This window comes from Paraburkholderia nemoris (assembly GCF_905221015.1).
Lineage (GTDB): Bacteria > Pseudomonadota > Gammaproteobacteria > Burkholderiales > Burkholderiaceae > Paraburkholderia > Paraburkholderia nemoris.
In genome coordinates this window covers 139143-162161 of record NZ_CAJNBO010000006.1, presented here as the reverse complement: position 1 = coordinate 162161, position 23019 = coordinate 139143, and the positions used below count along the sequence as shown (strand labels likewise).

Annotated in this window: 18 protein-coding genes; 9 read left to right on the top strand and 9 right to left on the bottom strand. The window is 61.6% G+C overall.

Features of this window, described 5'->3' with window-relative positions:
- Positions 1–550: 550 nt before the first annotated feature.
- From oxlT to KHO33_RS11415, 4 genes are all read left to right on the top strand, one after another.
- Positions 551–1882, top strand: coding sequence for an oxalate/formate MFS antiporter (gene oxlT, locus KHO33_RS11430; protein ID WP_054033598.1), 1332 nt, complete (start codon positions 551–553; stop codon positions 1880–1882).
- Between the two features lie 63 nt (positions 1883–1945).
- Complete coding sequence (oxc, locus tag KHO33_RS11425) at positions 1946–3688, top strand: oxalyl-CoA decarboxylase (protein WP_054033599.1); 1743 nt, start codon at positions 1946–1948, stop codon at positions 3686–3688.
- Between the two features lie 26 nt (positions 3689–3714).
- Positions 3715–4965, top strand: a complete 1251-nt coding sequence (gene frc, locus KHO33_RS11420) for a formyl-CoA transferase (protein WP_200565071.1) — start codon at positions 3715–3717, stop codon at positions 4963–4965.
- Positions 4966–5078: 113 nt separating this feature from the next.
- Positions 5079–5510 carry a PAS domain-containing protein gene (locus KHO33_RS11415; protein ID WP_054033600.1) on the top strand — a complete coding sequence of 144 codons (432 nt, stop codon included), beginning with the start codon at positions 5079–5081 and terminating at the stop codon, positions 5508–5510.
- A 3-nt stretch (positions 5511–5513) separates the two neighbouring features.
- On the opposite strand, the gene KHO33_RS11410 is transcribed toward KHO33_RS11415, so the two are convergent.
- Positions 5514–6128, bottom strand: coding sequence for a TetR/AcrR family transcriptional regulator (locus KHO33_RS11410; RefSeq protein WP_128576037.1), 615 nt, complete (start codon positions 6126–6128; stop codon positions 5514–5516).
- Between the two features lie 83 nt (positions 6129–6211).
- Between KHO33_RS11410 and KHO33_RS11405 the strand changes: the two genes are divergently transcribed.
- Complete coding sequence (locus KHO33_RS11405) at positions 6212–7345, top strand: MBL fold metallo-hydrolase (protein ID WP_200565072.1); 1134 nt, start codon at positions 6212–6214, stop codon at positions 7343–7345.
- Between the two features lie 39 nt (positions 7346–7384).
- Here the strand turns inward: KHO33_RS11405 and metE are convergent, their stop codons facing one another.
- Positions 7385–9664, bottom strand: coding sequence for a 5-methyltetrahydropteroyltriglutamate--homocysteine S-methyltransferase (metE, locus tag KHO33_RS11400; RefSeq protein ID WP_200565073.1), 2280 nt, complete (start codon positions 9662–9664; stop codon positions 7385–7387).
- Between the two features lie 106 nt (positions 9665–9770).
- Between metE and KHO33_RS11395 the strand changes: the two genes are divergently transcribed.
- Positions 9771–10679, top strand: coding sequence for a LysR family transcriptional regulator (locus KHO33_RS11395; protein ID WP_054033604.1), 909 nt, complete (start codon positions 9771–9773; stop codon positions 10677–10679).
- Between the two features lie 105 nt (positions 10680–10784).
- Here KHO33_RS11395 and bfr read toward each other — a convergent pair whose 3' ends face one another.
- The 3 genes from bfr to gcvA all read right to left on the bottom strand — a co-directional run bounded on the left by bfr (position 10785) and on the right by gcvA (position 13754).
- Positions 10785–11261, bottom strand: a complete 477-nt coding sequence (gene bfr, locus KHO33_RS11390) for a bacterioferritin (protein ID WP_054033607.1) — start codon at positions 11259–11261, stop codon at positions 10785–10787.
- 184 nt (positions 11262–11445) lie between these two features.
- Positions 11446–12645 carry an aminotransferase class V-fold PLP-dependent enzyme gene (locus KHO33_RS11385; protein ID WP_054033609.1) on the bottom strand — a complete coding sequence of 400 codons (1200 nt, stop codon included), beginning with the start codon at positions 12643–12645 and terminating at the stop codon, positions 11446–11448.
- Positions 12646–12833: 188 nt separating this feature from the next.
- Positions 12834–13754 (bottom strand): transcriptional regulator GcvA, encoded by a 921-nt coding sequence (gene gcvA / locus KHO33_RS11380; RefSeq protein WP_054033611.1) that lies wholly within the window; start codon positions 13752–13754, stop codon positions 12834–12836.
- A gap of 277 nt (positions 13755–14031) precedes the next feature.
- Between gcvA and KHO33_RS11375 the strand changes: the two genes are divergently transcribed.
- The 3 genes from KHO33_RS11375 (at position 14032) to KHO33_RS11365 (ending at position 16862) form a co-directional block, all read left to right on the top strand.
- Positions 14032–14754 (top strand): response regulator, encoded by a 723-nt coding sequence (locus tag KHO33_RS11375; RefSeq protein ID WP_054033613.1) that lies wholly within the window; start codon positions 14032–14034, stop codon positions 14752–14754.
- A 158-nt stretch (positions 14755–14912) separates the two neighbouring features.
- Entirely contained in the window at positions 14913–16220 is a 1308-nt protein-coding gene (locus tag KHO33_RS11370) for a TAXI family TRAP transporter solute-binding subunit (protein WP_054033615.1), read from the top strand.
- Between the two features lie 252 nt (positions 16221–16472).
- A complete protein-coding gene (locus KHO33_RS11365) occupies positions 16473–16862 on the top strand; it encodes a DUF3455 domain-containing protein (RefSeq protein ID WP_407946172.1) in 390 nt (129 codons plus the stop codon).
- 39 nt (positions 16863–16901) lie between these two features.
- Here KHO33_RS11365 and KHO33_RS11360 read toward each other — a convergent pair whose 3' ends face one another.
- From KHO33_RS11360 to KHO33_RS11345, 4 genes are all read right to left on the bottom strand, one after another.
- Positions 16902–17525: a hypothetical protein gene (locus KHO33_RS11360; protein ID WP_200565075.1), complete on the bottom strand. Its 624-nt coding sequence runs from the start codon at positions 17523–17525 to the stop codon at positions 16902–16904.
- Between the two features lie 456 nt (positions 17526–17981).
- Positions 17982–18947 (bottom strand): D-2-hydroxyacid dehydrogenase, encoded by a 966-nt coding sequence (locus KHO33_RS11355; RefSeq protein ID WP_054034226.1) that lies wholly within the window; start codon positions 18945–18947, stop codon positions 17982–17984.
- Positions 18948–18965: 18 nt separating this feature from the next.
- Positions 18966–21035 (bottom strand): transketolase, encoded by a 2070-nt coding sequence (tkt, locus tag KHO33_RS11350; RefSeq protein WP_200565076.1) that lies wholly within the window; start codon positions 21033–21035, stop codon positions 18966–18968.
- A 121-nt stretch (positions 21036–21156) separates the two neighbouring features.
- Entirely contained in the window at positions 21157–23016 is a 1860-nt protein-coding gene (locus tag KHO33_RS11345) for a TRAP transporter large permease (RefSeq protein WP_200565077.1), read from the bottom strand.
- Between the last annotated feature and the right edge of the window lie 3 nt (positions 23017–23019).

Below are 23019 nucleotides of genomic sequence, written 5' to 3'. Positions count from 1 at the left end.
TTAGAAACACTATAACATTTTGTTTATATATCCGTTCCCCTGACGACGACCTCCACGAAGTCAGGATGCCTCGACAGTCACCCTCAATGCGCTTTCCGGTCAGCTGCGCGACAGCTTCGTGTAGAAGAAGCTGACCCCGGCAATCCGCCGAACCCTCGTTGATCGAAAACTCCCCGAACGCAAGCACGGCCGGAAGCAGGCGCTTCTTGCAGTGCACCGCATGCCGGCTCGCTCCATGCAAGGTCGCGTTGCCCATGACGTGTAGTCAGAATCGACACATCGATCCATTCAGTATGCCTAATGCTAACCATAAAATGTTTTAACTTTTACTTATCGCTGTTCGCGCGCAGCATCCTTCAGACGCGCTCCACGCGAAACGCCTTCAACCCAGTTGTTGTGAGATCGACGGGCAAGGGTTTTCGTCAGTGCAATTCCCTCTGGCCGACCACTGGCGCTTGATTGCCAACAGACAAACCGGCGATGAAGCGATTCGATCACGTAGGTCCAACGTGCCGCTCGAGCGCGACGGAATATACAGGAGACGAAGGACATGGGACATACCAACGTATCCGGGACAGGCAGTACGCCTTTCCGGCAAAACCGCTGGGTGCAGCTAGCGATCGGCATCGTATGCATGGGGCTGGTCGCGAATCTTCAATACGCCTGGACGCTGTTCGTCGTGCCGATGGACAACGCCCACCACTGGGGCCAGGCAGCCATTCAGACCGCCTTCACGGTCTTCATCGTCACTGAAACCTGGCTCGTGCCTATCGAAGGCTGGCTCGTCGACAAGTTCGGGCCACGCCCGGTTGTGATCGGCGGTTCGGTGTGCGCGGCGCTCGGCTGGATCATCGACGCGCATGCAAGCAGCCTCGTCGAGCTCTACATCGCGGCCGTGATCGCCGGTATCGGCGCGGGGTGCGTGTATGGCACCTGCGTCGGCACGGCGCTCAAATGGTTTCCGGACAAACGCGGTCTCGCGGCCGGCCTGACCGCGGCAGGTTTCGGCGCCGGCGCGGCCGTCACTGTGATTCCCATCGCCAACATGATCCAGCGCTCGGGTTACGAGCACACGTTCATGTTCTTCGGCATTTTCCAGGGCGTCTGCATTCTGCTGCTCGCCACCATGCTGGTACGGCCGAAACCTCCCGCATTCGCGGTCGCGGCCAAACGCGTGGTCGCCAGCAAGATCGACTACACGCCTGGCGAGATGATCCGTTCGCCGCTCTTCTGGGTGCTGTATCTGATGTTCGTGTTCGTCGCGGCCGGCGGCATTATTGCCACCGCCCAGCTTGGGCCGATCGCGAAGGAATTCGGCTTTGCCAAGCTGCCGGTGAACCTGATGGGCATCACGCTGCCGCTGCTCACGATGACGCTGTCTATCGACAATCTGTGCAACGGCTTTACGCGTCCGTTGTGCGGTTTTCTGTCGGACCGCATCGGCCGCGAAAACACGATGTTCATGATCTTTCTCGGCGAAGGCGTCGCGCTGCTCGGGCTCATGCAGTTCGGCCACAACCCGTACGCCTTCATGTTCTTCGCCGCCGCCGTGTTCCTGTGCTGGGGCGAAATCTTCTCGATCTTCCCGGCGACCTGCGCGGACACGTTCGGCAGCAAATACGCCGCGGCCAATGCCGGCACGCTTTATACCGCGAAGGGCACCGCCTCGATGCTGGTGCCGCTCGCCTCGGTGCTGTCGGCCAACGGCGGCTGGAGCACGGTGTTCATCTCGGCGGCGGTGGTGTCGATTGCGGCAGCCGTATCCGCGAAATTCATCCTCGCCCCCATGAGAAAGCGCTGGATCGAAAACTCAGGCGCGCCGGCTGGCGTAGTGATCGCTGAAGCGCGCCTGCAGCCGTCGCCAGGCGGCTCACCTGAATGAACAACAACGTGAGCTCGCCACTCATGACAAACCCATAACGTCCCGCGACCAAGGAGCAGCATCATGGCAGAAGCCGACCGGCAATCAGTAGAAGAGACTTCGACACAACAAGCGGCCGAGACGACCGACGGGTTTCATCTCGTCATCGACGCGCTGAAACTGAACGACATCAGCACCATCTTTGGTCTTGTCGGCATCCCGATCACCGACCTTGCGCGGCTCGCGCAAGCGGAAGGGATGCGTTTCATCGGTTTTCGTCACGAGCAGCACGCGGGCAATGCAGCGGCGATTAGCGGTTTCATGACGCAAAAGCCGGGTATCTGCCTGACCGTGTCGGCGCCCGGCTTTCTGAACGGCCTGACCGCGCTTGCCAACGCGACCACCAATTGCTTCCCGATGATCCTGATCAGCGGTTCGAGCGAGCGTGAAATCGTCGATCTGCAGCAAGGCGATTACGAAGAAATGGATCAACTGAATGCAGCCAAGCCGTATGCGAAGGCCGCGTATCGCGTGCTGCATGCGGAAGACATCGGCATCGGCGTGGCGCGTGCGATTCGCGCAGCGGTGTCGGGGCGTCCGGGCGGCGTGTATCTGGACTTGCCGGCCAAGCTGCTCGCGCAAACATTGGACGCCGTGAAGGCGCAGCAATCGCTGGTCAAAGTGGTCGATGCCGCGCCGCGTCAGTTGCCGGCGCCGGAATCGGTCAAGCGTGCAATCGATGTGCTGAAGAGCGCCAAGCGTCCGCTGATCCTGCTCGGCAAGGGGGCGGCATACGCGCAGGCTGACGCGGAGATCCGCGCGTTCGTCGAGCAAAGCGGCATTCCCTATCTGCCGATGTCGATGGCCAAGGGCCTGTTGCCCGATACGCACGAGCAATCGGCGTCGGCGGCACGCTCGTTCGTGCTGCAGGAGGCCGACGTGGTCGTGCTGATCGGCGCGCGTCTGAACTGGCTGCTCTCGCATGGCAAGGGCAAGACGTGGGGCGCGGAGCCGAAGAAGTTCGTCCAGGTCGATATTTCGCCGACCGAGATCGACAGCAACGTCGCGATCGCCGCGCCGGTGATCGGCGATATCGGCTCGTGCGTGGCGGCATTGCGTGCCGGCCTCGATGCGGGATTCGCGAAGCCGAGCGCTGAGTGGACCGGCGCGATCGCCGAGCGCAAGAGCAAGAACCTCGCAAAGATGGCCGCCACGCTCGACAAGAACCCGTCGCCGATGAATTTCCACAGCGCATTGCGTGCGATCCGCGATGTGCTGAAGACGCGCCCAGATATCAACGTCGTCAACGAAGGCGCGAACACGCTCGACTACGCGCGCAGCATCATCGACATGTACGAGCCGCGCAAACGCTTCGATTCCGGCACGTGGGGAATCATGGGCATCGGCATGGGCTTCGCGATCGGCGCAGCGGTGACGAGCGGCAAACCGGTTGTCGCGATCGAAGGTGACAGCGCGTTCGGCTTCAGCGGCATGGAACTCGAAACCATCTGCCGCTACGACCTGCCGGTTTGCACGATCGTCTTCAACAACAACGGCGTGTATCGCGGCACCGACGTGAACCCGACGGGCGGCAAGGATGTCGCGCCGACCGTGTTCGTGAAGGGCGCGCGCTACGACAAGATGATCGAGGCATTTGGCGGCGTCGGCTACAACGCGACCACCCCGGAAGAACTGACGAAGGCGCTGCTCGAAGCGATTGCGTCAGGCAAACCGGCCTTGATCAATGCCGTCATCGACGAAGCGGCGGGCACCGAAAGCGGCCGCCTGACCAATCTGAATCCGCAAAGCGCGGCAATGAAAAAGTGATCCAGCGTAACCACGGAGATAGCAAAGTGAGCAAACCACTCGAAGGCATCAAGATCATCGACTTCACCCACGTTCAGGCCGGTCCTGCGTGCACCCAGTTGCTCGCCTGGTTCGGCGCCGATGTGATCAAGGTTGAAAGACCGGGTTCGGGCGACGTGACGCGCAACCAGTTGCGCGACATCCCTGACGCCGACGCGCTCTACTTCACGATGCTCAACAGCAACAAGAAGTCGCTCACGTTGGACACGAAAAAACCGGAAGGCAAGGAAGTACTGGAAAAGCTGATTCGCGAATCCGACGTGCTGGTCGAAAATTTTGGACCGGGCGCGCTGGACCGGATGGGCTTTTCATGGGAACGCCTGAACGAACTCAATCCGAAGATGATCGTCGCTTCGGTGAAGGGCTTCAGCGACGGCCATCACTACGACGACCTGAAGGTCTACGAAAACGTCGCGCAATGCGCGGGCGGCGCGGCCTCCACCACCGGCTTCTGGGACGGCCCGCCGACCATCAGCGCCGCGGCGCTCGGCGACAGCAACACCGGCATGCATCTGGCGATCGGCATTCTGACCGCACTGATTGGACGCGACAAAACCGGCAAAGGCCAGAAGGTCGCCGTGTCGATGCAGGACAGCGTGCTGAACCTGTGCCGCGTGAAGCTGCGCGACCAGCAGCGCCTGGAGCGCGTGGGCTATCTCGAGGAATATCCGCAGTATCCGCACGGCGAATTCAGCGACGTGGTGCCGCGCGGCGGCAATGCGGGCGGCGGTGGTCAGCCGGGCTGGGTGCTCAAATGCAAGGGCTGGGAAACGGATCCGAACGCGTACATCTACTTCACGATTCAGGGTCATGCATGGGAGCCGATCTGCAAGGCGCTCGGCAAACCGGAGTGGATCGACGATCCCGCCTACAAAACCGCTGAAGCACGTCAACCGCATATCTTCGAGATCTTCGGCACCATCGAAGCATGGCTTGCCGACAAGACCAAATTCGAAGCGGTCGACATCTTGCGCAAATTCGACATTCCGTGCGCGCCGGTGCTGACAATGAAGGAGCTGGCCAACGATCCGTCCTTGCGCGCAAGCGGCACGATCGTCGAAGTGCCGCACAAGAAACGCGGCTCGTATCTGACGGTCGGTAGTCCGATCAAGTTCTCAGACATGAAGCCGGAAGTGACCGCCTCGCCGCTGCTCGGTGAACACACGGATGAAGTGCTGGCGGGCCTCGGCTACAGCCGGCAGGACATCTTCAACCTGCACGAAATCAAAGCGGTTTAATGATGTCACTTACACTGCGAGCCTGTGCGTAGGCTCGCGCCTGTGGATACGGCGCCCCTCAGCGGGCGCCGTATCCAATTCAAGGATTTGCGGTTTTACTTCCGGGGAGCACCATGCCAAGCGCTATCGACTTCGAGCAACTCGTCAACGTAATCGGCGACGCGATCATCATTTCCGATGCCGCCGGCAGCATCACATTATGGAACCCCGGCGCTGAGCGCATGTTCGGCTTTACGCAGGACGAGGCACTGGGAAAGTCGCTCGACCTGATCATTCCGGAACGTCTGCGCGGCCGCCATTGGGACGGTTATCACAAGACCATGGCAACGGGCGAAACCCGTTATGGCAACGACGTGCTGCGTGTTCCTGCCGTCCATAAGGATGGGCGGTCATTGTCGATTGCCTTTACGGTCGCTTTGCTGCATTCGCCGCAGAACGAGCTCACCGGCATCGTCGCCGTGATCCGCGACGAAACAAGCCGCTTCCAGGAGGATCGTCAACTGCGCAAGCGTCTCGCGGAACTGGAAGCGTCCGCAGGCGCGTGAGCGTCAGGCATAGCGCGCGAGAAACATATCGGCCGCAGATTCCGCGACGTGCCTTTGTTCATCCCCGCTGAGGGGTGGCTGGCCCATCGTCACCTGCGGCCAGAACGCGAACGCTTTCACGAGAGCCTGCAACTGCTGTGAGGCGAACATCGGGTCCGACGTCTTGAGGCGACCATCAGCAGCGGCCGCCCGAATCCACACCGTCAGGTCCTCTTCACGCTCGCCCATGCGAGCCACCATATCGCGCGCGCGTTCCTGCGAATGAATGCCCGCCGCGATCGCAACGCGCGCCAGCGACAGAAACGCCTCGTTATTCAGAAGGGCCAGCTTTTTAAACAGAAGCTGGAGCAACTGCGCACGCAACGGATGCGCGGCCGAATAAGCCGTCACCTCCCCCGTATCGCTCGACTCCCACAACTGCCCCAGGATCGCCGCAAACAGCGCTTCCTTGCTCGGAAAATGGTTGTAGACCGTCCGCTTCGAGACGCCCGCGCGTGCCGCGATACGGTCCATGCTGGTCGCGTCGAAGCCGGCCGCGAGAAATTCTTCGATTGCCGCCCCAATGACGGCGGCGCGCTTGCGGTCGGTCAGGCGGAGGGTGGGTTCACTGGTGCTCATCATTAAATTTTACACCGGGCAGTTTACTTTTCTCGAAAATAAACTACACTGAGCAGTCTACTTTCCGCTTCGAGGCTGCCCGCATGACATCGTTTACCGGTTCTATTCGCCGCGCCTTGGGGCTGACGGCTGCGCAACGCGGGCGTGAATCGTTCGATATGTCGGCTCAGCACGACGGCGAGCGCTTTCGTAACGTCAAACCGCGTCCTGTCGAAGGACTCGGCAAGACCTTGAGCATCGTCTGGAATATTTTGCTCAACAAGCCGGCCGGCACGACGCCGGCGGGTGCCCTGCCCGTCGATGCGCTGTCGCCTGAACAACTCCAGGCCGCGCCGGACCGGAGCCTGTATCGCCTCGGGCATTCCACCATGCTGATCAAGCTGCGGGGGCAGTTCTGGCTGACCGACCCGGTCTTCGCCGAACGGGCATCGCCGTTCCGGCGCTTCGGTCCAAAGCGCTTTCACGCGCCGCCCATTGCGCTCGAAGACTTGCCGCCGTTGCGCGGCGTGATTCTGTCGCACGACCACTATGACCATCTGGACCGCGAGACCGTGCTGGCACTCGCTGCGAAGACGGGCGTATTCCTGACGCCGCTGGGCGTCGGCGACCGTCTGATCGAGTGGGGTATCGAGGCGTCGAAGGTTCGCCAGTTCGACTGGTGGCAGGGCGTCGAAATCGACGGGCTGGCGTTCACGGCAACTCCGGCGCAGCATTTCTCCGGCCGCAGTCTGTTCGACGGCAACAGCACCTTGTGGGCTTCGTGGGTCATCGTCGATGACGCGCTGCGCGTGTTCTTCAGCGGCGACACAGGCTACTTCGACGGATTCAAGGCCATCGGCGAGCGGCTGGGTCCGTTCGACGTGACACTGCTCGAAACAGGAGCCTACGACGCTCAATGGCCGTACGTCCACATGCAGCCCGACGAGACCGTCCAGGCCCACGTCGATCTGCGTGGCCGCTGGCTGGTGCCGGTTCACAACGGCACGTTCGATCTGGCGATGCATCGCTGGCAGGAACCGTACGAGCGCGTGATCGGGCTCACCGCCGCGCGCGGCATTCCGCTGTCGACGCCCCGCATGGGCGAGCGGCTGGACCTGGCCTCGCCGCACCGCGGCGAGAAGTGGTGGCGCGAAGTCGCCGAGACCGAGACTGCGCGAGCGTCCGCGACACCGCGGCGCCGGTTCTTCTGCCGCCAGACCCGGCAAGCGAATTCGTGAGGTCGACGACCTCACGCAGCGTCGTCTCAGCCGATTTGATCAGATACCCGCGCGCAGCGTTTTAGCTGCCGCAACCATGTTCTTCAATGCAGGAATGACTTCTTCCCACGCACGGGTCTTCAGGCCGCAATCGGGGTTCACCCACAAGCGCTCAGCCGGAATCCGCTCGGCCGCCTTGCGCATCAGATTCACGATGTGCTCCTGGCTGGGGATATTCGGCGAGTGGATGTCGTAGACGCCCGGCCCGATTTCGTTCGGATAATTGAAGTTGTCGAAGGCGTCCAGCAATTCCATGTCCGAGCGCGACGTTTCGATCGTGATGACGTCAGCGTCCATATCGGCGATCGAAGCGATGATGTCGTTGAACTCCGAGTAGCACATGTGCGTGTGGATCTGCGTCTCGTCCTGCACGCCATTTGCCGTGATGCGGAAGGATTCCACCGCCCATTGCAAATAGTCGTTCCACTGCGACTTGCGCAACGGCAGGCCTTCACGCAGCGCCGCTTCGTCAATCTGGATCACGCGTACACCCGCCTTCTCCAGGTCCAGCACTTCCTCGCGGATCGCCAGCGCCAACTGATAGCAGGAAACCGAACGCGGCTGGTCGTCACGCACGAACGACCAGTTCAGGATCGTGACCGGGCCGGTCAACATGCCCTTCATCGGCTTGGCGGTCTGCGCTTGCGCATACCTGATCCACTCGACCGTCATCGCCTTCGGACGGCTGATGTCGCCGAACAGGATGGGCGGCTTCACGCAACGCGAGCCATACGACTGCACCCAGCCGAACTGGCTGAACGCGTAACCGTCGAGTTGTTCGCCGAAGTATTCGACCATGTCGTTGCGCTCGGCTTCGCCATGCACGAGCACGTCGAGACCCAGCGCTTCCTGTTCCTGCACGCTGCGCGCAATTTCGTGCTGCATCACCGTCTTGTAGCCGGCTTCGTCCAGTTCACCGCTCTTGAACTGGCTGCGCGCCTGGCGAATTTCGGCGGTTTGCGGGAATGATCCGATGGTGGTGGTCGGGTAAGCCGGCAGGTTCAACAACGCCGACTGCCGGGCGGCACGTTGCGGATAGGCGCTGGCGCGACGGCCCAGCGCGGCATCGATCTTCGCGATCGCGTCTTTGACCGCCGGGTTGTGCACGCGCGGCGACGTGCGACGGCTCTGGATGGCGGCCTGGTTTTCCGCAAGCGCGGCTCGCACCGGCTCGCTCCCGTCGTTCAGCGCCTTCGCGATGATCTTCAGTTCATCGAGCTTCTGCAGGGCAAACGCGAGCCACGAACGGATTTCGTGATCGAGCTTCTGTTCGCTGTTCAGGTCGACCGGAACATGCAGCAACGAACACGACGGCGCGATCCACAGGCGAGCCTGCAAGGTCCGATGAATCGGCGTCAACCATTCCAGCACCGCGCTCAGGTCGGTCTTCCAGATGTTGCGGCCATTGATTACGCCAAGCGACAGAATCTTCTCGGCGGGCAAGCGTGCGACGACTTGCTCGACCTCGCTACGGCCGTTGACCGCATCGACATGCAGACCTTGAACCGGCAATCCGCAAGCAAGCGCGAGGTTGTCGCGCAGCTCACCGAAATAAGTTGCCAGCAGCAGCTTCACGCGGGTGGTCTTCAACGCGTCGTACGCCGTGACGAAAGCGTGTTGCCATGCCGGCTCGAGTTCGGTGACCAGTGCCGGCTCATCGATCTGCACCCATTCCAGCCCTTGCGCCGCCAGTTGCTCGAGCAGTGCCGCGTACACAGGCAACAGGCGCGGCAACAGCGCGAGCTTGTCCGAATCGTCCTTCGCCTTGCCGAGCCATAGATATGTCACCGGTCCGACGATGACCGGCTTGGCTTTGACGCCAAGCCCACGAGCCTCGGCGAGTTGATCGAGGAGGCGCGACGCGTCGAGCGAAAACTCGGTCGCCGCGCTGAATTCAGGCACGATGTAGTGGTAGTTCGTATCGAACCACTTGGTCATCTCGCCGGCCTGCACGCCGCAACTGCAGGCGGAATCATGCGCGGAGCGGCCACGTGCAACGCGAAAATAATTGTCGAGCGCATCGCCATCGAAGCCCCGGACCCGATCCGGGATATTGCCCAGCATGAAGCTCGTGTCGAGCACCTGGTCATAGAACGAAAAATCGCCAACCGGAACCTGATCGAGGCCGGATTGATTTTCCCAGTGGCGCTGACGCAGTTGCGCGCCCAGGCTTTTCAGTTCGTCGCGCGACGACTGGCCTTTCCAGTACTGCTCCTGGGCGAACTTCAGCTCACGCTTTGCGCCGATGCGGGGGAAACCCAGATTGTGTGTCGTAACCATGGTGATGAGCTGCTCCGAAAATGAACGGCTCAATCATAGGGTGGATGGCTCATGAAATATAATGGCATTATTTCATTGATCAATTAGTTTTCTTCATGGACTCGCCATGCTTGAACGAACCCATCTGACGATCATTCGGGAAGTGGACCGGCAAGGCTCCCTGACCGCGGCGGCTAACGTGCTGTGCCTGACGCAATCGGCGCTGAGCCACACCGTCAAGAAGATGGAACAACAGCTGGGCACCGCCGTGTGGGATCGCGAGGGCCGAAACCTGCGTCTGACCCAGGCAGGTCAATATCTGCTTGCGCTGGCCAACCGCGTGCTGCCGCAAATGGAACACGCGGAAGAACGGATGAAGCAATACGCCCAGGGGCAGCGCGGCACGCTTCGTATCGGTATGGAATGCCACCCCTGCTATCAGTGGCTGCTCAAGGTGGTCTCGCCGTATCTCGCGCGCTGGCCGGACGTGGATGTCGACGTCAAACAGAAATTCCAGTTTGGCGGCATTGGTGCGCTGTTCGGTTACGACATTGATATTCTGGTCACGCCGGATCCGTTGCGAAAACCCGGTCTACGCTTCGAGCCGGTGTTCGATTATGAGCAGGTGCTGGTAGTCGGTCCCGGGCACCGGCTTGCGCAGTTGCCCTTTATTCCGCCTGAGGAACTGGCGGATGAAGTCCTCATTACGTATCCGGTGGAAATCGATCGGCTGGATATCTATAACCAGTTTCTGATGCCGGCGAACGTCATGCCGAAGCGCCACAAGGTCATTGAAACCACCGACATCATGTTGCAGATGGTGGCGAGTGGACGAGGTGTCGCCGCGCTGCCGCGCTGGCTAGTGGAAGAGTACGCCGGCAAGGTCGCCATCAGTCCGGTCAGACTAGGCAAGCGAGGCATCGCCAAGCAGATTTTTCTCGGCGTACGCGAGACAGACGCGGCGATCGATTATCTGAAAGCGTTCGTCGAACTCGCGCGCGAATCAGACTGGAACGCGGCACAAAAAGCCGGCTGAACGGTGAACGTATCTGGAGAATTCGATGCGTTGATGGGCGGCCGTAGTGCGTGACGGCACATCGCTGATGGCCGTTTCACTGCGCCGCCCGGGGTCTCGACGGACTTACTCCGGTGACTCCATCGCCGATTGCTGATAGTTCTGAATCCCTACCTTGTCGATCAACTCCAGATTGGTCTCGAGCCAGTCGATATGTTCTTCAGTGTCGTCGAGAATATGGGTAAGGATCGCGCGTGAGACGTAATCGCTAACCGTCTCGCAGTAGGCAATGGCTTCCTTGCACGTTGCCTGCGACATCCGCTCGAGCTTGAGGTCACACTCAAGAATTTCCTGCGTTTCCTCGCCGATCAGCAATTTGTGCAGGTCCTGCAAATTCGGCAAGCCGTCCAGCACGAAGATGCGCTCGATCAGCAGATCGGCGTGCTTCATCTCGCCGATTGATTCGTCGTACTCGTGTTTGCCGAGACCTTTCAGGCCCCAATGACCATACATTCTTGCGTGCAGGAAGTACTGGTTGATTGCGGTCAGCTCATTCTTCAATTGCGCGTTCAGGTATTCGAGTACCTTGGCATCTCCTTGCATACCGCCTCCTCTATTCGCTACGCCACGCCGTTCAGGCAACGCACTTCGCGTGATGCTGTTTGGTGCATGGCATCACGCTGATCATGTGCGGCACCCGTTAGCGCAGCATAGTGCATGGCACGCCCGACCGCACGAATGAGAATTGGTATTGCTTCAGAACTCACCAAACCAAACGCGCAAACGGTCACTGGATTGCCAACTTGCGGATTCTATCCAGCAGCCTGTCAATTTCCGCCTCGGTAGTCAGATAGCTGACCGACGCGCGCGCGATCTGCTTAAGTCCTCTGGATTCCATATCAAGAGGCGTGTACGGGACACCGTTGCTGCCGATCGTGACACCCTGATCCGCCAGACTGCGCTGCACCGACACAGCCTCCAGACCTGCTATGTTGAACGCCACCAGCCCGGATTGCTCGCGGCCCTGGTCCAGCACCGTCACACCGGGAATCTCCGCGAGTTGGCCGCGCAACGCGCGTGCCACGCTGTCGATCCGCGCGCGAATATTGTCAACGCCGATCTCCAACGCCTCTTCCAACGCATTAGCCAGGCCGCAATGCAGCGCCGGCGCAGCTTCCGCTGCCTCGAAACGCACCGCGTCGTCCCGCAGGACAGGTTCGCCGTCAGCGCCCAGCGGCGCGGATCGTATGTCGACGAAAGCCGGCGTCAAGCGGGACAGAAAATCCTCCCGCACATACAACAGGCCCGTGCCTCTCGGACCACGCAGCGCCTTGCGGCACGGACCGGTGAGGACATCGCAACCCACCTCGGCGACGTCGATGGGAAGTTGTCCGATCGCCTGGGCGGCGTCAATGAAGTAGGGGATGCCGTGGCGGCGTGCGACCTGGCCGATCGCCGCAGCCGGATTGATCAGCCCGCCGTTCGCCGGCAACCAGGTCAGCGCAATCAGGCGCACACGGTCGTCAAGCATGGCCTCCAGCGCCTGCGGATCCACAGCGCCGCTGGAATCGGACGGAATGACTTCGATCGACGCCCCCGCGCGCTGCGCCGACAGACGCATGGCAGCCAGATTCCCGCCCCACTCGTGACGCCCAACCAGGATCCGTTCGCCGGATCGCCACGGCCCTAGCGCGGCGAATGCGCGCCCCCACCCTGCCGAGTTGCCGCTTGTCAGGGCGATCTCCTCCGGACGGGCGTTGAGCAGTCGCGCAGCCAGCAAGCGAGCGCGTTCAGACTGCTCACGCCCGGCTATCCCGGCTTCCATCGGCCCCGTCGTAGCTTCGAGCCAAAGGTGAGCGCGCATCGCCTCCAGCGTGGCGGACGATGGCAGCGAGGCCCCCGCGTGATTGAAATGCGTGGTGCTTTGAGCACCGGGCGTGAGGGCGCGCAACGCGTCCACGGCAGCAGGCGAAAGAGGAGAAGGCATGGTCGGTCCAATAACGCGCGGTGGGTTCACGCTTGAGTTTGTGTCAGGGATACAGCGGCTCACGCGCAAGAATCGGCGCGACGATCGAAGAGGTCATATCACGCGTGTCCGATCGTAAGGGACTCCCGATCCTATTGGCTAGGCCAGCGCGTGACAAATCAGTTTTTCCACTCGATGCATGAGCGAAACTAATACGTGCGGCCCAACGAGTCTTGCGCGGCGGCCTGTGTGATCCACGCGCGGAATGCGGACGCCGGATCGCCCAACGTCCCCTTGGGTGTGACGAGCCACCAACCGATGCGAGGGTCGTCGAGCACCGTATCGGGCAGTACCTCGACCAGGGCCTTGCTCGCCAGTTGCTGGGCAATCAGCCGGTGACGGCCCATGGCGATGCCCTGCCCGGCGAGGGCCGCTTCCACGACGATATTGTAGTCATGCAGCTGCACGCGCTGCGCCCGGGTCAGGTCCAGCCCGAAACGATGCGCCCAGACTTCCCACTCGAACGCATGTTTCGAATACGACGCCAGCAGCGGAAAGCGCAGCAGGTCCTGCGGCTTGCGCGGACGGCTCTTTCCGTCGACGAGGCCCGGGACGCAAACCAGTGACAAACGCTCCGGCATGAGTTGCTGCGAACGCACGCCCGGCCAGCCGCCGCGGCCGTAACGGATCGCCACGTCGACCTCGCCGCCGGACACGTCGGCAAGCTCGATCTCCGGACGCAGTTGCAGGTCGATACCGGGATGAGCCGCCGAGAACGCATGCAGGCGCGGTGCCAGCCAGCGCGTGGCAAATGACGCCAACAACCCGACCGTCAACGTGACGCGCTCGTCGGCGTGGGCGCGAACCTCGCTGGTGCCGGCCCGCAGGAGTTCGAATGCCGCGTGCACCTTTTCGTAGTACGCCCTTCCCTCCGGCGTGAGTTCGATGGCGCGCGTGCGTCGTTCGAACAACGCGACGCCCAGGTCGGCTTCCAGCTTCTGGATCTGGTGGCTGATGGCGCTTTGGGTCACGAAGAGTTCCTGAGCGGCATGGCTGAAACTCAGACGCCTCGCGGCTGCTTCAAAGGCACGTAACGACAGCAAAGGCGGTAATGGGCGAGCGGGATGCATCGGGCATGGACGATAGGCGCGAGGAGTTTGCCATGCTACGCCACCTGACCTCGGAAGGTGCTTGCTGCGCGCTCTCGATGGCTTCACGACTTTAAAAAAAGTCCGCATTCAGCGACGGATTCCCGCAGGTTGCTCCGTTAAAGAAGCTGAAGCACAACGTTCGCGGGTCACGAGCAGCCTGACGGCGCTGAAAGCTGGCGCGGCAAACCAGCAGTCGCGACGTGGCGGCCAACGTTATTGCCCCCTGATTGCCGGCCTATGCGTCGATTTCCCTACTATGACAACTCAAATCCTGGTCGTTGACGACGATGTCGAACTACTTGGGTCGCTGGCCGACTTTCTCGGACGAGAAGGCATGGCGGTCTCCGTATTGCACGAGGTGAAGTCGCTCGGGGAACACATCGAACGCAACCCGCCCGATCTGATTGTCCTCGACCAGATCATGCACGGTGTGAATGGCCTCGCAGCACTGAGCACGCTACGCGCCGCGGGCAACACCGTCCCCGTGATTCTGGCCTCGGGACCCGACGACATGGACCGGATCGTAGGGCTCGAAATGGGCGCGGACGACTGCATCGGCAAACCCTTCAATCCGCGCGAACTCCTTGCCCGCATGCGTGCCGTATTGCGACGACGAACCCTGCCGGCCTCGGCGGCGACGCGGGAAAAACATGAAGTCGTCGGATTCGGCCCATTCACGCTGGACCTTCAGTTGCGCACGCTCAAGACGGAGAGCAACCGGCTCACGCTATCGGCGGGAGAATTCGCGCTGCTTAAGATCTTCGTCAATCACCCCATGCGTACGCTCACCCGTGAGCGCCTGCTTGAATTGCTGCACGGCCCGGAAGACGACCATACCGGCCGCGGCGTCGATGTCCAGGTGTGGCGGTTGCGCAGACTTCTCGAAGCAGACCCTTCCGCGCCAAGGTTCATCCAGACCGTCCGCAGTCATGGTTATGTATTTGTGCCGGACGGCGCGCAAGCGTCCTCGACGCACTGAGCCTTCACGCATCGCGGCGATCGCAAGCTCGAGTGCGGATATGGACAAGGCGTGCTAGGCACTGCATTATCCATGCTGGCTGTCAGACACCACCAGCGCGAGAGAGGCGAACAATGCCCAGGCACAACCCAGCGCTTCATCGCAATGAAAAACGCCCCATGACACCGGGCCGCCGGCGCCTTCTCATCGCCGGCGTGATCGTGCTGATCGCCGCGCTTGGCTGGGGGCTTTGGGTCATACTCGAGCCCGCCTTCCGGCACACCATCGTCATCACAACCGGCGCAGACAATGGAATCTATCGCGGCTTTGCAGATCGCTATGCGCCTATCCTGAAGCGCGATGGCATCAAGCTCGATATCCGCAGTTCGTCGGGGTCGAGTGAAAACTATCAGCGGCTGAGTGACCCCAACAGCGAATACGAGGTGGGCTTCATCCAGTCCGGCACCATCAGCCCGAAAGAAACCGACCATCTGCAGACGATCGCCGCCGTCTCCTATGAACCGATCTGGGTGTTCTACCGTGGTGACTCCACCATCACCCGGCTGGCGCAACTGCGTGGCAAGAGAGTTTCAATCGGTGTTCCTGGCAGCGGCTTGCTGAACGTCTCGCAAGTATTGCTCGGCTACAGCGGCATCACACGGGACAATACGAAGCTGCTCGAAATGGATGCGGTCAAGTCCTATCAAGCCCTCGAAAACGGTCAGTTGGATGCAGCATTCTTTATCGGCAGGCCTGATGCGCCCATGCAGACCACACTGCTGAACAGCGATCTCAAGCTGATGAGTTTTGTGCAGGCCGATGCGCTGATACAGAAATTCCCGTCGCTATCCAAGGTTATTTTTCCGCGCGCCGCGACCAGCATCGTCAACGATCTGCCGCAAGCCGACGTCACGCTGCTTGCCGCCACCGCCTTGCTCGTCGCCAAAGACACGCTGCACCCTGCGCTGGTCTACCTGTTGCTGGACGCCGCTAAAACCGTTCACGGTGGAGAGGATTACTTCACGCCGCTTGGCGTGTTTCCCAATCTGAATACCGCGGATTTCCCTGTTTCCGAAGAGAGCGAGCGTTACTTCAAAACGGGCCGCCCCTTCCTGCAGCGCTACCTGCCATTCTGGCTGGCCAGCTTTATCGAACGACGTCTGCTGATCCTGCTCCCCTTCATGGCTTTATTGCTCGGCCTGCTGCAGGCGTTGCCGCGCATGGCGGAGGCACGCATAAAAAAACGCCTGGTTGTCTGGTATCGCGAGATCAAGGCGCTCGAAGACGAAATATGGAAAACCAGCCAGCCAACGCCGGACCAGATTGCACAATGGCAGGACGAGATCGAACACATCGATGCCAATGCCAATCAGATCCGGATGCCGCAGCGTTACTTCCAGGACGTGTATGCACTCAAGCAGGCGATTGCCGTCGTCCGGAACCGGATTTCCCGCGTCGCGGACCAGGCTACGACGGGCGCAGCATGAGCTTCTGAACTCGCACCGACGCCGTGCCGGCGCATATAAGATCGCGCATACTATCCCGTCTATCCGGTTCACCGGCCGTCATCAACGGCCGCAACCGCCATGCACCGCGTGTCATTCGAGGTCATATCCATGCTCAGGAAAGTTTCGCAGGCAAGCTTCGCAAGCATCGCCGTATCCCTGTTGGCCGCGTGTGCGACGCCGCCAGCAAGTCCCCCAAGTGCGTCCATCGATCCGCCTCAAGCTGAGCGCGTGATGACACTCGCTGCGTCCGGCGTACAGAACTATTCGTGTGAATTCGACGCGCAGCATCGGCTGGGATGGGTGTTCAAGAGTCCACTGGCGACGCTCTACGATGCGAGCGGCCACGCTACGGTCCGGCATGGCGCAGGGCCGTCCTGGGAAACGGAAGATGGCAGCCGGATCGTCGGCCATGTGCTTGCACAGCAGCCCAGCGAAACACGGGCGAGCATTCCCCAGCTATTGCTCGAAACGCATAGCACGGCCGGTAGCGGCCCACTGTCAGCGGTGCGGTATGTGCAGCGCTTGCATACCGTCGGCGGCCTGGCGCCGACGGCACCGTGTGCAACGGAACACGAAACCGGAAGCTCGCCCTATCTCGCGGACTACGTGTTCTACCGGTAGCCACCCGGGCATCGCGCCGCGCGCTTACTTCATGTCCGACTAATTCGGCGGCGGCAGTGACGGATCGAGTTTCGCGGACTCTCTCACCAGTTGGTCAGTCATTGCGGCCGCAACCGGATTCGAGCCCGTGCGATACGAGTCATCATGACTGGCCTGGGCCTGGGCTTGGACTTGGGTCGGCGGCGGCAAAGCCGGATCGAGCTTCGCGGACTCCTTGACCAACTGATCCGTGATCGCGGCCGCGACCGGATTCGAGCCATGACGACGCAGACTGTCACGCGTGCCATCGTTTCCCAGCGCATGGGCGGTCTTCGACTCGGCATAAGCACGAACGGCGACCGATTCGCGTGGTTGCGTGTTCGCTTGCGGCAATGGCACGGCGTCGTCCTCTGGCGAGCCGGATACGGTCGCCAAAGTCCCGCTAGTAGACTGCTTGGGGTCAGTCACCGTGCTGCCGGAGAGAGGCGCCGCGCCGATCACACTTCCCGCCGTCACATGGATGTCACCCGATGAAGGAGAAGTCGCGGCCAATTCCGTCGAACCGCTTGTCGTCGGGTCGGGGTCGACCGTCGAGCGATGGCTTTTGTGCAGCAGTAGAAAAGCGCCGAACACCAACTCGAGGAGCAGCACTCCGACAATAAATGATGTACGTACATTCCTCATATTAACCAACGATTCGTTCAATCGCGACGATTGGATTGATGATGGCCGTTGGCTAGAAGAGCATGCCAAACGGCAAGTTCGCAGCGTGAGCCTGCGATGGGTTGATGTGGGGATGATTTACGCGATCCGCACACGTTGATGGTCCGGTGGCAATGGTCCGGTGAATCACTCCACCGAACGGCACGGGACATCCCTCGTATGCTAATGCGAAAAAATAACCTGTGCCGAATGGTTGCGAGCTCGGGGCAAGATCGTCCGAAAACCGCGGGCACTCGCTGCACCCGCGGCCACGGGGGACCACAGCTCGATTTCATGGACCATGCGGTTGGCGCGAGGCAATTTTCTCGTCCGGAGCGGTCAGATTTTTGTCGGCAACGAACTAGTTCTGTGTGCGATCGGTGCGCACACGATTCGTCCGACGATCCGCACGCAGCGTGATGCCGCGTGCGCTGTCAATCAATATGCCCCTTGCACCAGATTGGTCGGCACACCGTTGACGAAGTTTTCAATGTTGTCCATTAATTGATCGGCCAGACTCTGTTGCGCCTCGTCCGACGCCCATGCAACATGCGGCGTCAGAATGACGTTCGGGCGACCGGCCGCACGCATCAGCGGATTGTCCTCAGGAGGCGGTTCGCTTGCGGTCACATCGAAACCCGCACCGCTGATCAAACCTTCGTCAAGCGCCTGCACCAAGGCGCTTTCGTCGACGAGGCCGCCGCGCGCCGTGTTGATGATCAAGGGCTTTCTTTTCATCGCGCAAAATTCGGGCATGGCCAGCATGTTTCGCGTGTTCGGTGTGAGCGGACTGTGCACGGTGATGATGTCGCTGGTCGCGAGCACCTCGTCCCATGACGTGTACAGCGGACCGAGACCGTCACGTCCCTTGTGCGCGGCGAACATCGGCTGCATGCCGAAGGCTTTGCCAATTTCCGCGACACGCTGCCCGAGCACGCCTTCACCGATGATGCCAAGACGCGCGCCGGCCAGATCGTGAATCGCGTGCGTGAAGAAACAGAATTGCCCCGACTTCTGCCACTCGCCGGCGAGCACGTCTTCGCGATACGCGATCAGATTGCGCCGCAGCGCGAGTATCAGTGCGAAGGTGTGCTCGGGCACCGTGTTGATCGCATAGCCGCGAATATTGCACACGGCGATGCCGAGCCGCTGGCAAGCCGCTTTGTCGACGCAATCGGTGCCTGTGGCCGCGATGGCGACAAGCTTCAGATCGGGCAATTGAGCGAGCACCTCCTGCGTCAGCGCCACCTTGTTGATGATCGCGATCGACACCCCGGCGAGTCGCTGCAACACCTGCTCAGGCGCCGTGTTTTCATACTCGATCAACTGATGTTCGAAGCGCGGTTCGCGCAACACGATTTGCGACGCAAGTGTGGCGCGGTCGAGAAAGGCGATCTTATGCATGCTCATGTCCTTGTTGATTTACAGATGCCGCTTTGCTTCGACCACGACATGCTGCGCGGTGATACCGAAGTGCTCGTACAACGTCTCGGCGGAAGCCGAAGCGCCGAAGCCCGTCATCCCGATGAAACCACCACGCTCGCCCAGATAGCGGTCCCAGCCGAAACGCAATGCTGCCTCGATACCGACGCGCACCGTGTTCGGACCCAAAACCGCGGCGCGATAGTCCGCGTCCTGTTCATCGAAGATTTCCCAGCACGGCATCGACACCACGGCGGTCGCAATGCCCTCTTCCTGTAACCGAATACGTGCCTGCAACGCCAGCGCGACCTCAGAGCCCGTGGCCAGCAACGTCACGACACGCGCGCCGCCCTCCGCTTCGGCCAGCACATAGGCGCCGCGACGCGACAACGACTCGGCGCTATATTCGCGGCGCACTAGCGGCAACGCCTGCCTTGCAAAAATCAACGTACTCGGCCCGCGCCGATGTTCGAGCGCGAGCGCCCAGCACTCGGCGGCCTCCACCGCATCCGCGGGACGCAGCACGCGCATATTCGGCATGGCGCGTAACGAGGCGAGTATCTCCACGGGCTGATGCGTCGGCCCGTTTTTTCCGACACCGATCGAGTCGTGGCTAAACACGTAGTGCACCGGCAAGCCCATCAGCGCGGCCATGCGCATCGCCGGGCGCTGATAGTCGGAGAACGCCAGATATGTGACGCTGGTCGCGACGATGCCGCCGTGCGCAGCCATGCCGTTGGCCATCGCCCCCATCAGATGCTCGCGCACGCCGCAGTGGACGTACGCGCCGCTGCGGTCGTCGGCGGTGAAGGCGTGTAACTGGCGTTTGTGGCCCGTAGGCGCTTCGAGATCGGCGCAACCCACCATGCGTTCAGGCAGCAGCGGCGCGAACAGATCGCTGATCTCGCCGGACACGGTGATGCCGGGCTGCGGCTCGTCGCGTTCCACCGCAAGCTTGCGATAAGCGTCGAGCACGTCACGCCAGCCTTCCGGCAAACCACCCGCCATGACCCGTTCGAACTCGGCGCACTCCGCGTCCGGTAACGCGGCGAGGCGTGCATGCCACGCGTTGTATTCCTCGCTACTGCGCCGGCCCGCTTCGCGCCATGCGCCGAGGACATCGGCGGGCACGTCGAACGGTGCATGCGGCCAGCCGAGTTGTGCGCGCGCCGCGTCGGCATCCGCCTGGAACAGCTTGCCGCTATGGCCGCCACGCTGCCCTTGCAAGCGCGCGATACCGCGGCCGATCACCGTCTTGCACGCGATCATCGAGGGCCGCGGATCGGCGCGCGCAATCGTCAACGCCGCACTGACCGCTTCGAGATTGTGGCCGTCGACTTCAATCACCTGCCAACCGGCGACACGAAATCGTGCGCAGACGTCCTCGCTGATGGAGAGCGAGGTGCTGCCGTCGTCGGTGATCTGGTTGTCATCCCAGCAGAGGATCAGTTTGCCGAGCCGCAGATGGCCGGCCAGCGAGATCATTTCCTGACCGATGCCCTCTTGCAGACAGCCGTCGCCGACGAATGCATACGTGTAGTGATCGACAAGCTCGCGGCCGAAATTCGCCGCGAGATACGCTTCGGCGACGGCCATGCCGAACGCGTTGGCAATGCCCTGCCCCAGCGGACCGGTGGTCGCCTCGATACCGTGCGCCGGCTCGTACTCGGGATGCCCCGCGCAATGCGAACCCAGTTCGCGGAAAGTCTTGAGCTGGTCAAGCCCGATCGCCGCATAGCCGGTCAGATAGAGCAGCGAATACAGCAGCAGCGAGCCATGGCCGTTGGACAGCACGAAGCGGTCGCGATCGGGCCAGGTTGGATCGGCGGGATTGAATTTCAGGTGCCGGGTGAACAACGCGGTTGCGATTTCGGCCATGCCGAGCGGCACGCCCTGATGGCCTTCACCCGCGCGCAGAATTGAATCGATGGAGAGGAAGCGGATTGCGTCGGCCAGCGGCAGTTGGGGTGCTTGCTGACGAGATTGCGTTTGCGTCGCTGCGGCCAATAGCGAAGTCGATGGCGTAAGCGAAGCGACCGATGCAGAAGACTGAGCTTCAGTGGTGGACATGACAAAAGGCTCCTCTACGCCGCCCCTGCATACAGGGCGGCGGCAATCAAAACGGATCGAATCGGATCAGGCGGAAGAACTTCGTATAAGGCCGTACCGCGCAGCCTCATACGTCAGCGGATCAATGCAGGAAACCTGTCGATATCCACGGCACCGCAGCAACGATGATCAACCCGACCATCAGCGCTGCGATGTAGCCAAGAATCGGCTTCATGCCTTCATCGGGATGAATGCGGCTCACCGCGCAGGCCGAGTAATAGCCCACGCCGAACGGCGGTGCGAACAGGCCCACGCCCATCGAGAGGATCACCACCATTGCGTAGTGCACGTCATGGATGTGCATCGCCCGCGCGATCGGGAACATCAGCGGGCCGAACAGCACAATCGCCGGAATACCTTCGAGCACGCTGCCGAGAATCACGAACACGCAGATGGATGCAGCCATGAACATCGCCGCGCCGCCAGGCAGCGCGCCGAGCGTTTGCGCGAGCTGTCCTGAGAAGCCCGATTGCGTCAACGCCCACGCCATGCTCGTCGCCGCGCCGATGATCAACAGAATCGCGCCGGACAACGTTGCGGTATCGATCAGCATCGGCTTGAGCCGCTTCCACTCGAAACGGCGATAGATCAGTAAGCCCGCCAGCACCGCATAGGCAATGCCGATGGTCGAGACTTCGGTCGCCGTTGCAATACCTTCGACCACCGCGGCGCGAATCACGAACGGCAAGGCGATCGCAGGAAACGCGATGACGAACTTGCGCAGAATCTCCACACCCGTCGCACGCTTGACGCCGGACATGTCTTCGCGCCGATAACGCCACTGCACCACGATGCACAAGGTGATCGCCAGCACGATGCCCGGCAGCATGCCGCCCGTGAAGAGCGCCGAGATCGACACGCCAGTTACGGAACCGAGCGTAATCAGCACGAGGCTCGGCGGAATCGTCTCGGTCTGCGCGCCGGTCGCGGCCAGCAGTGCGACCAGATCGCCTGGCTTCGCACCGCGTGCTTTCATCTCGGGAAACAGCACGGGCGCGACTGCTGCCATGTCCGCGGCTTTCGAGCCCGAAATGCCCGACACCAGATACATCGCGCCGACCAGCACATAGGACAGTCCGCCGCGCACGTGACCCAGCAGGCTCGCAAGAAACGCGATCATCGCCGCGGCCATGCCGGTCATCTCGATCAACTGGCCGAGAAACACGAAGAGCGGCACCGAGAGCAGGATCAGGTGCGACATGCCCTCATCCATCCGGCCGACCACCACCGGCATCGGCGTATTCGTGGTCAGCGCGAGGTAGCCGAACGTGGCAAGTCCAAACGAGAAGGCAATCGGCACGCCGCTCAGCACACCGAGCGCAACTAGGCCGACAAAGAAGATCAGCAGATTGATATTGCCGAGATCGCGCAACAGCGGGCCGAGTGCAATGAAGATGCCCGCCAGCGCACCGACCGTTGCAACCGCGGCGAGCGTCAGGCGCCAGTTGCCCATGCGGGCAAGCCGCACCACGGCCACCAGCAGCATCAGCGCCGAACCAACCGGCAACGCAGCCGCGCGCCACGAGTTCGACAATTCAAGTGCCGGCGTGGTGATGAACGACTCGTCCTGCGCGAAGCTGATCGCCGGGCCGATCACCATCGCGAGGAACGCGATCGGCGCGGCGATCGCGACCACGTCGAGAAAGGCGCGCACACCTGGCGGCGCCATGCCGACTAGCGCCGTCATTCGCATATGCTCGCCGCGCCGTAACGCGATCACGGCGCCAAGCATGGCGAGCCACAGGAACAGCATCGACGCGAGTTCATCGGACCACACGAGCGGCGCGTGCAGCAGATAGCGGCTCGTCACACCGGCCAGCAGCACGACGATTTCCGCGAGCACCAGCAACGCAGCGGGAATCTCCACCAGATGACCGAGGGCGGAGTCGAGCGCACAGGCGAACCGATGCTGCCGCTCGTGCGAATAGGAGATCGAGATCATCGC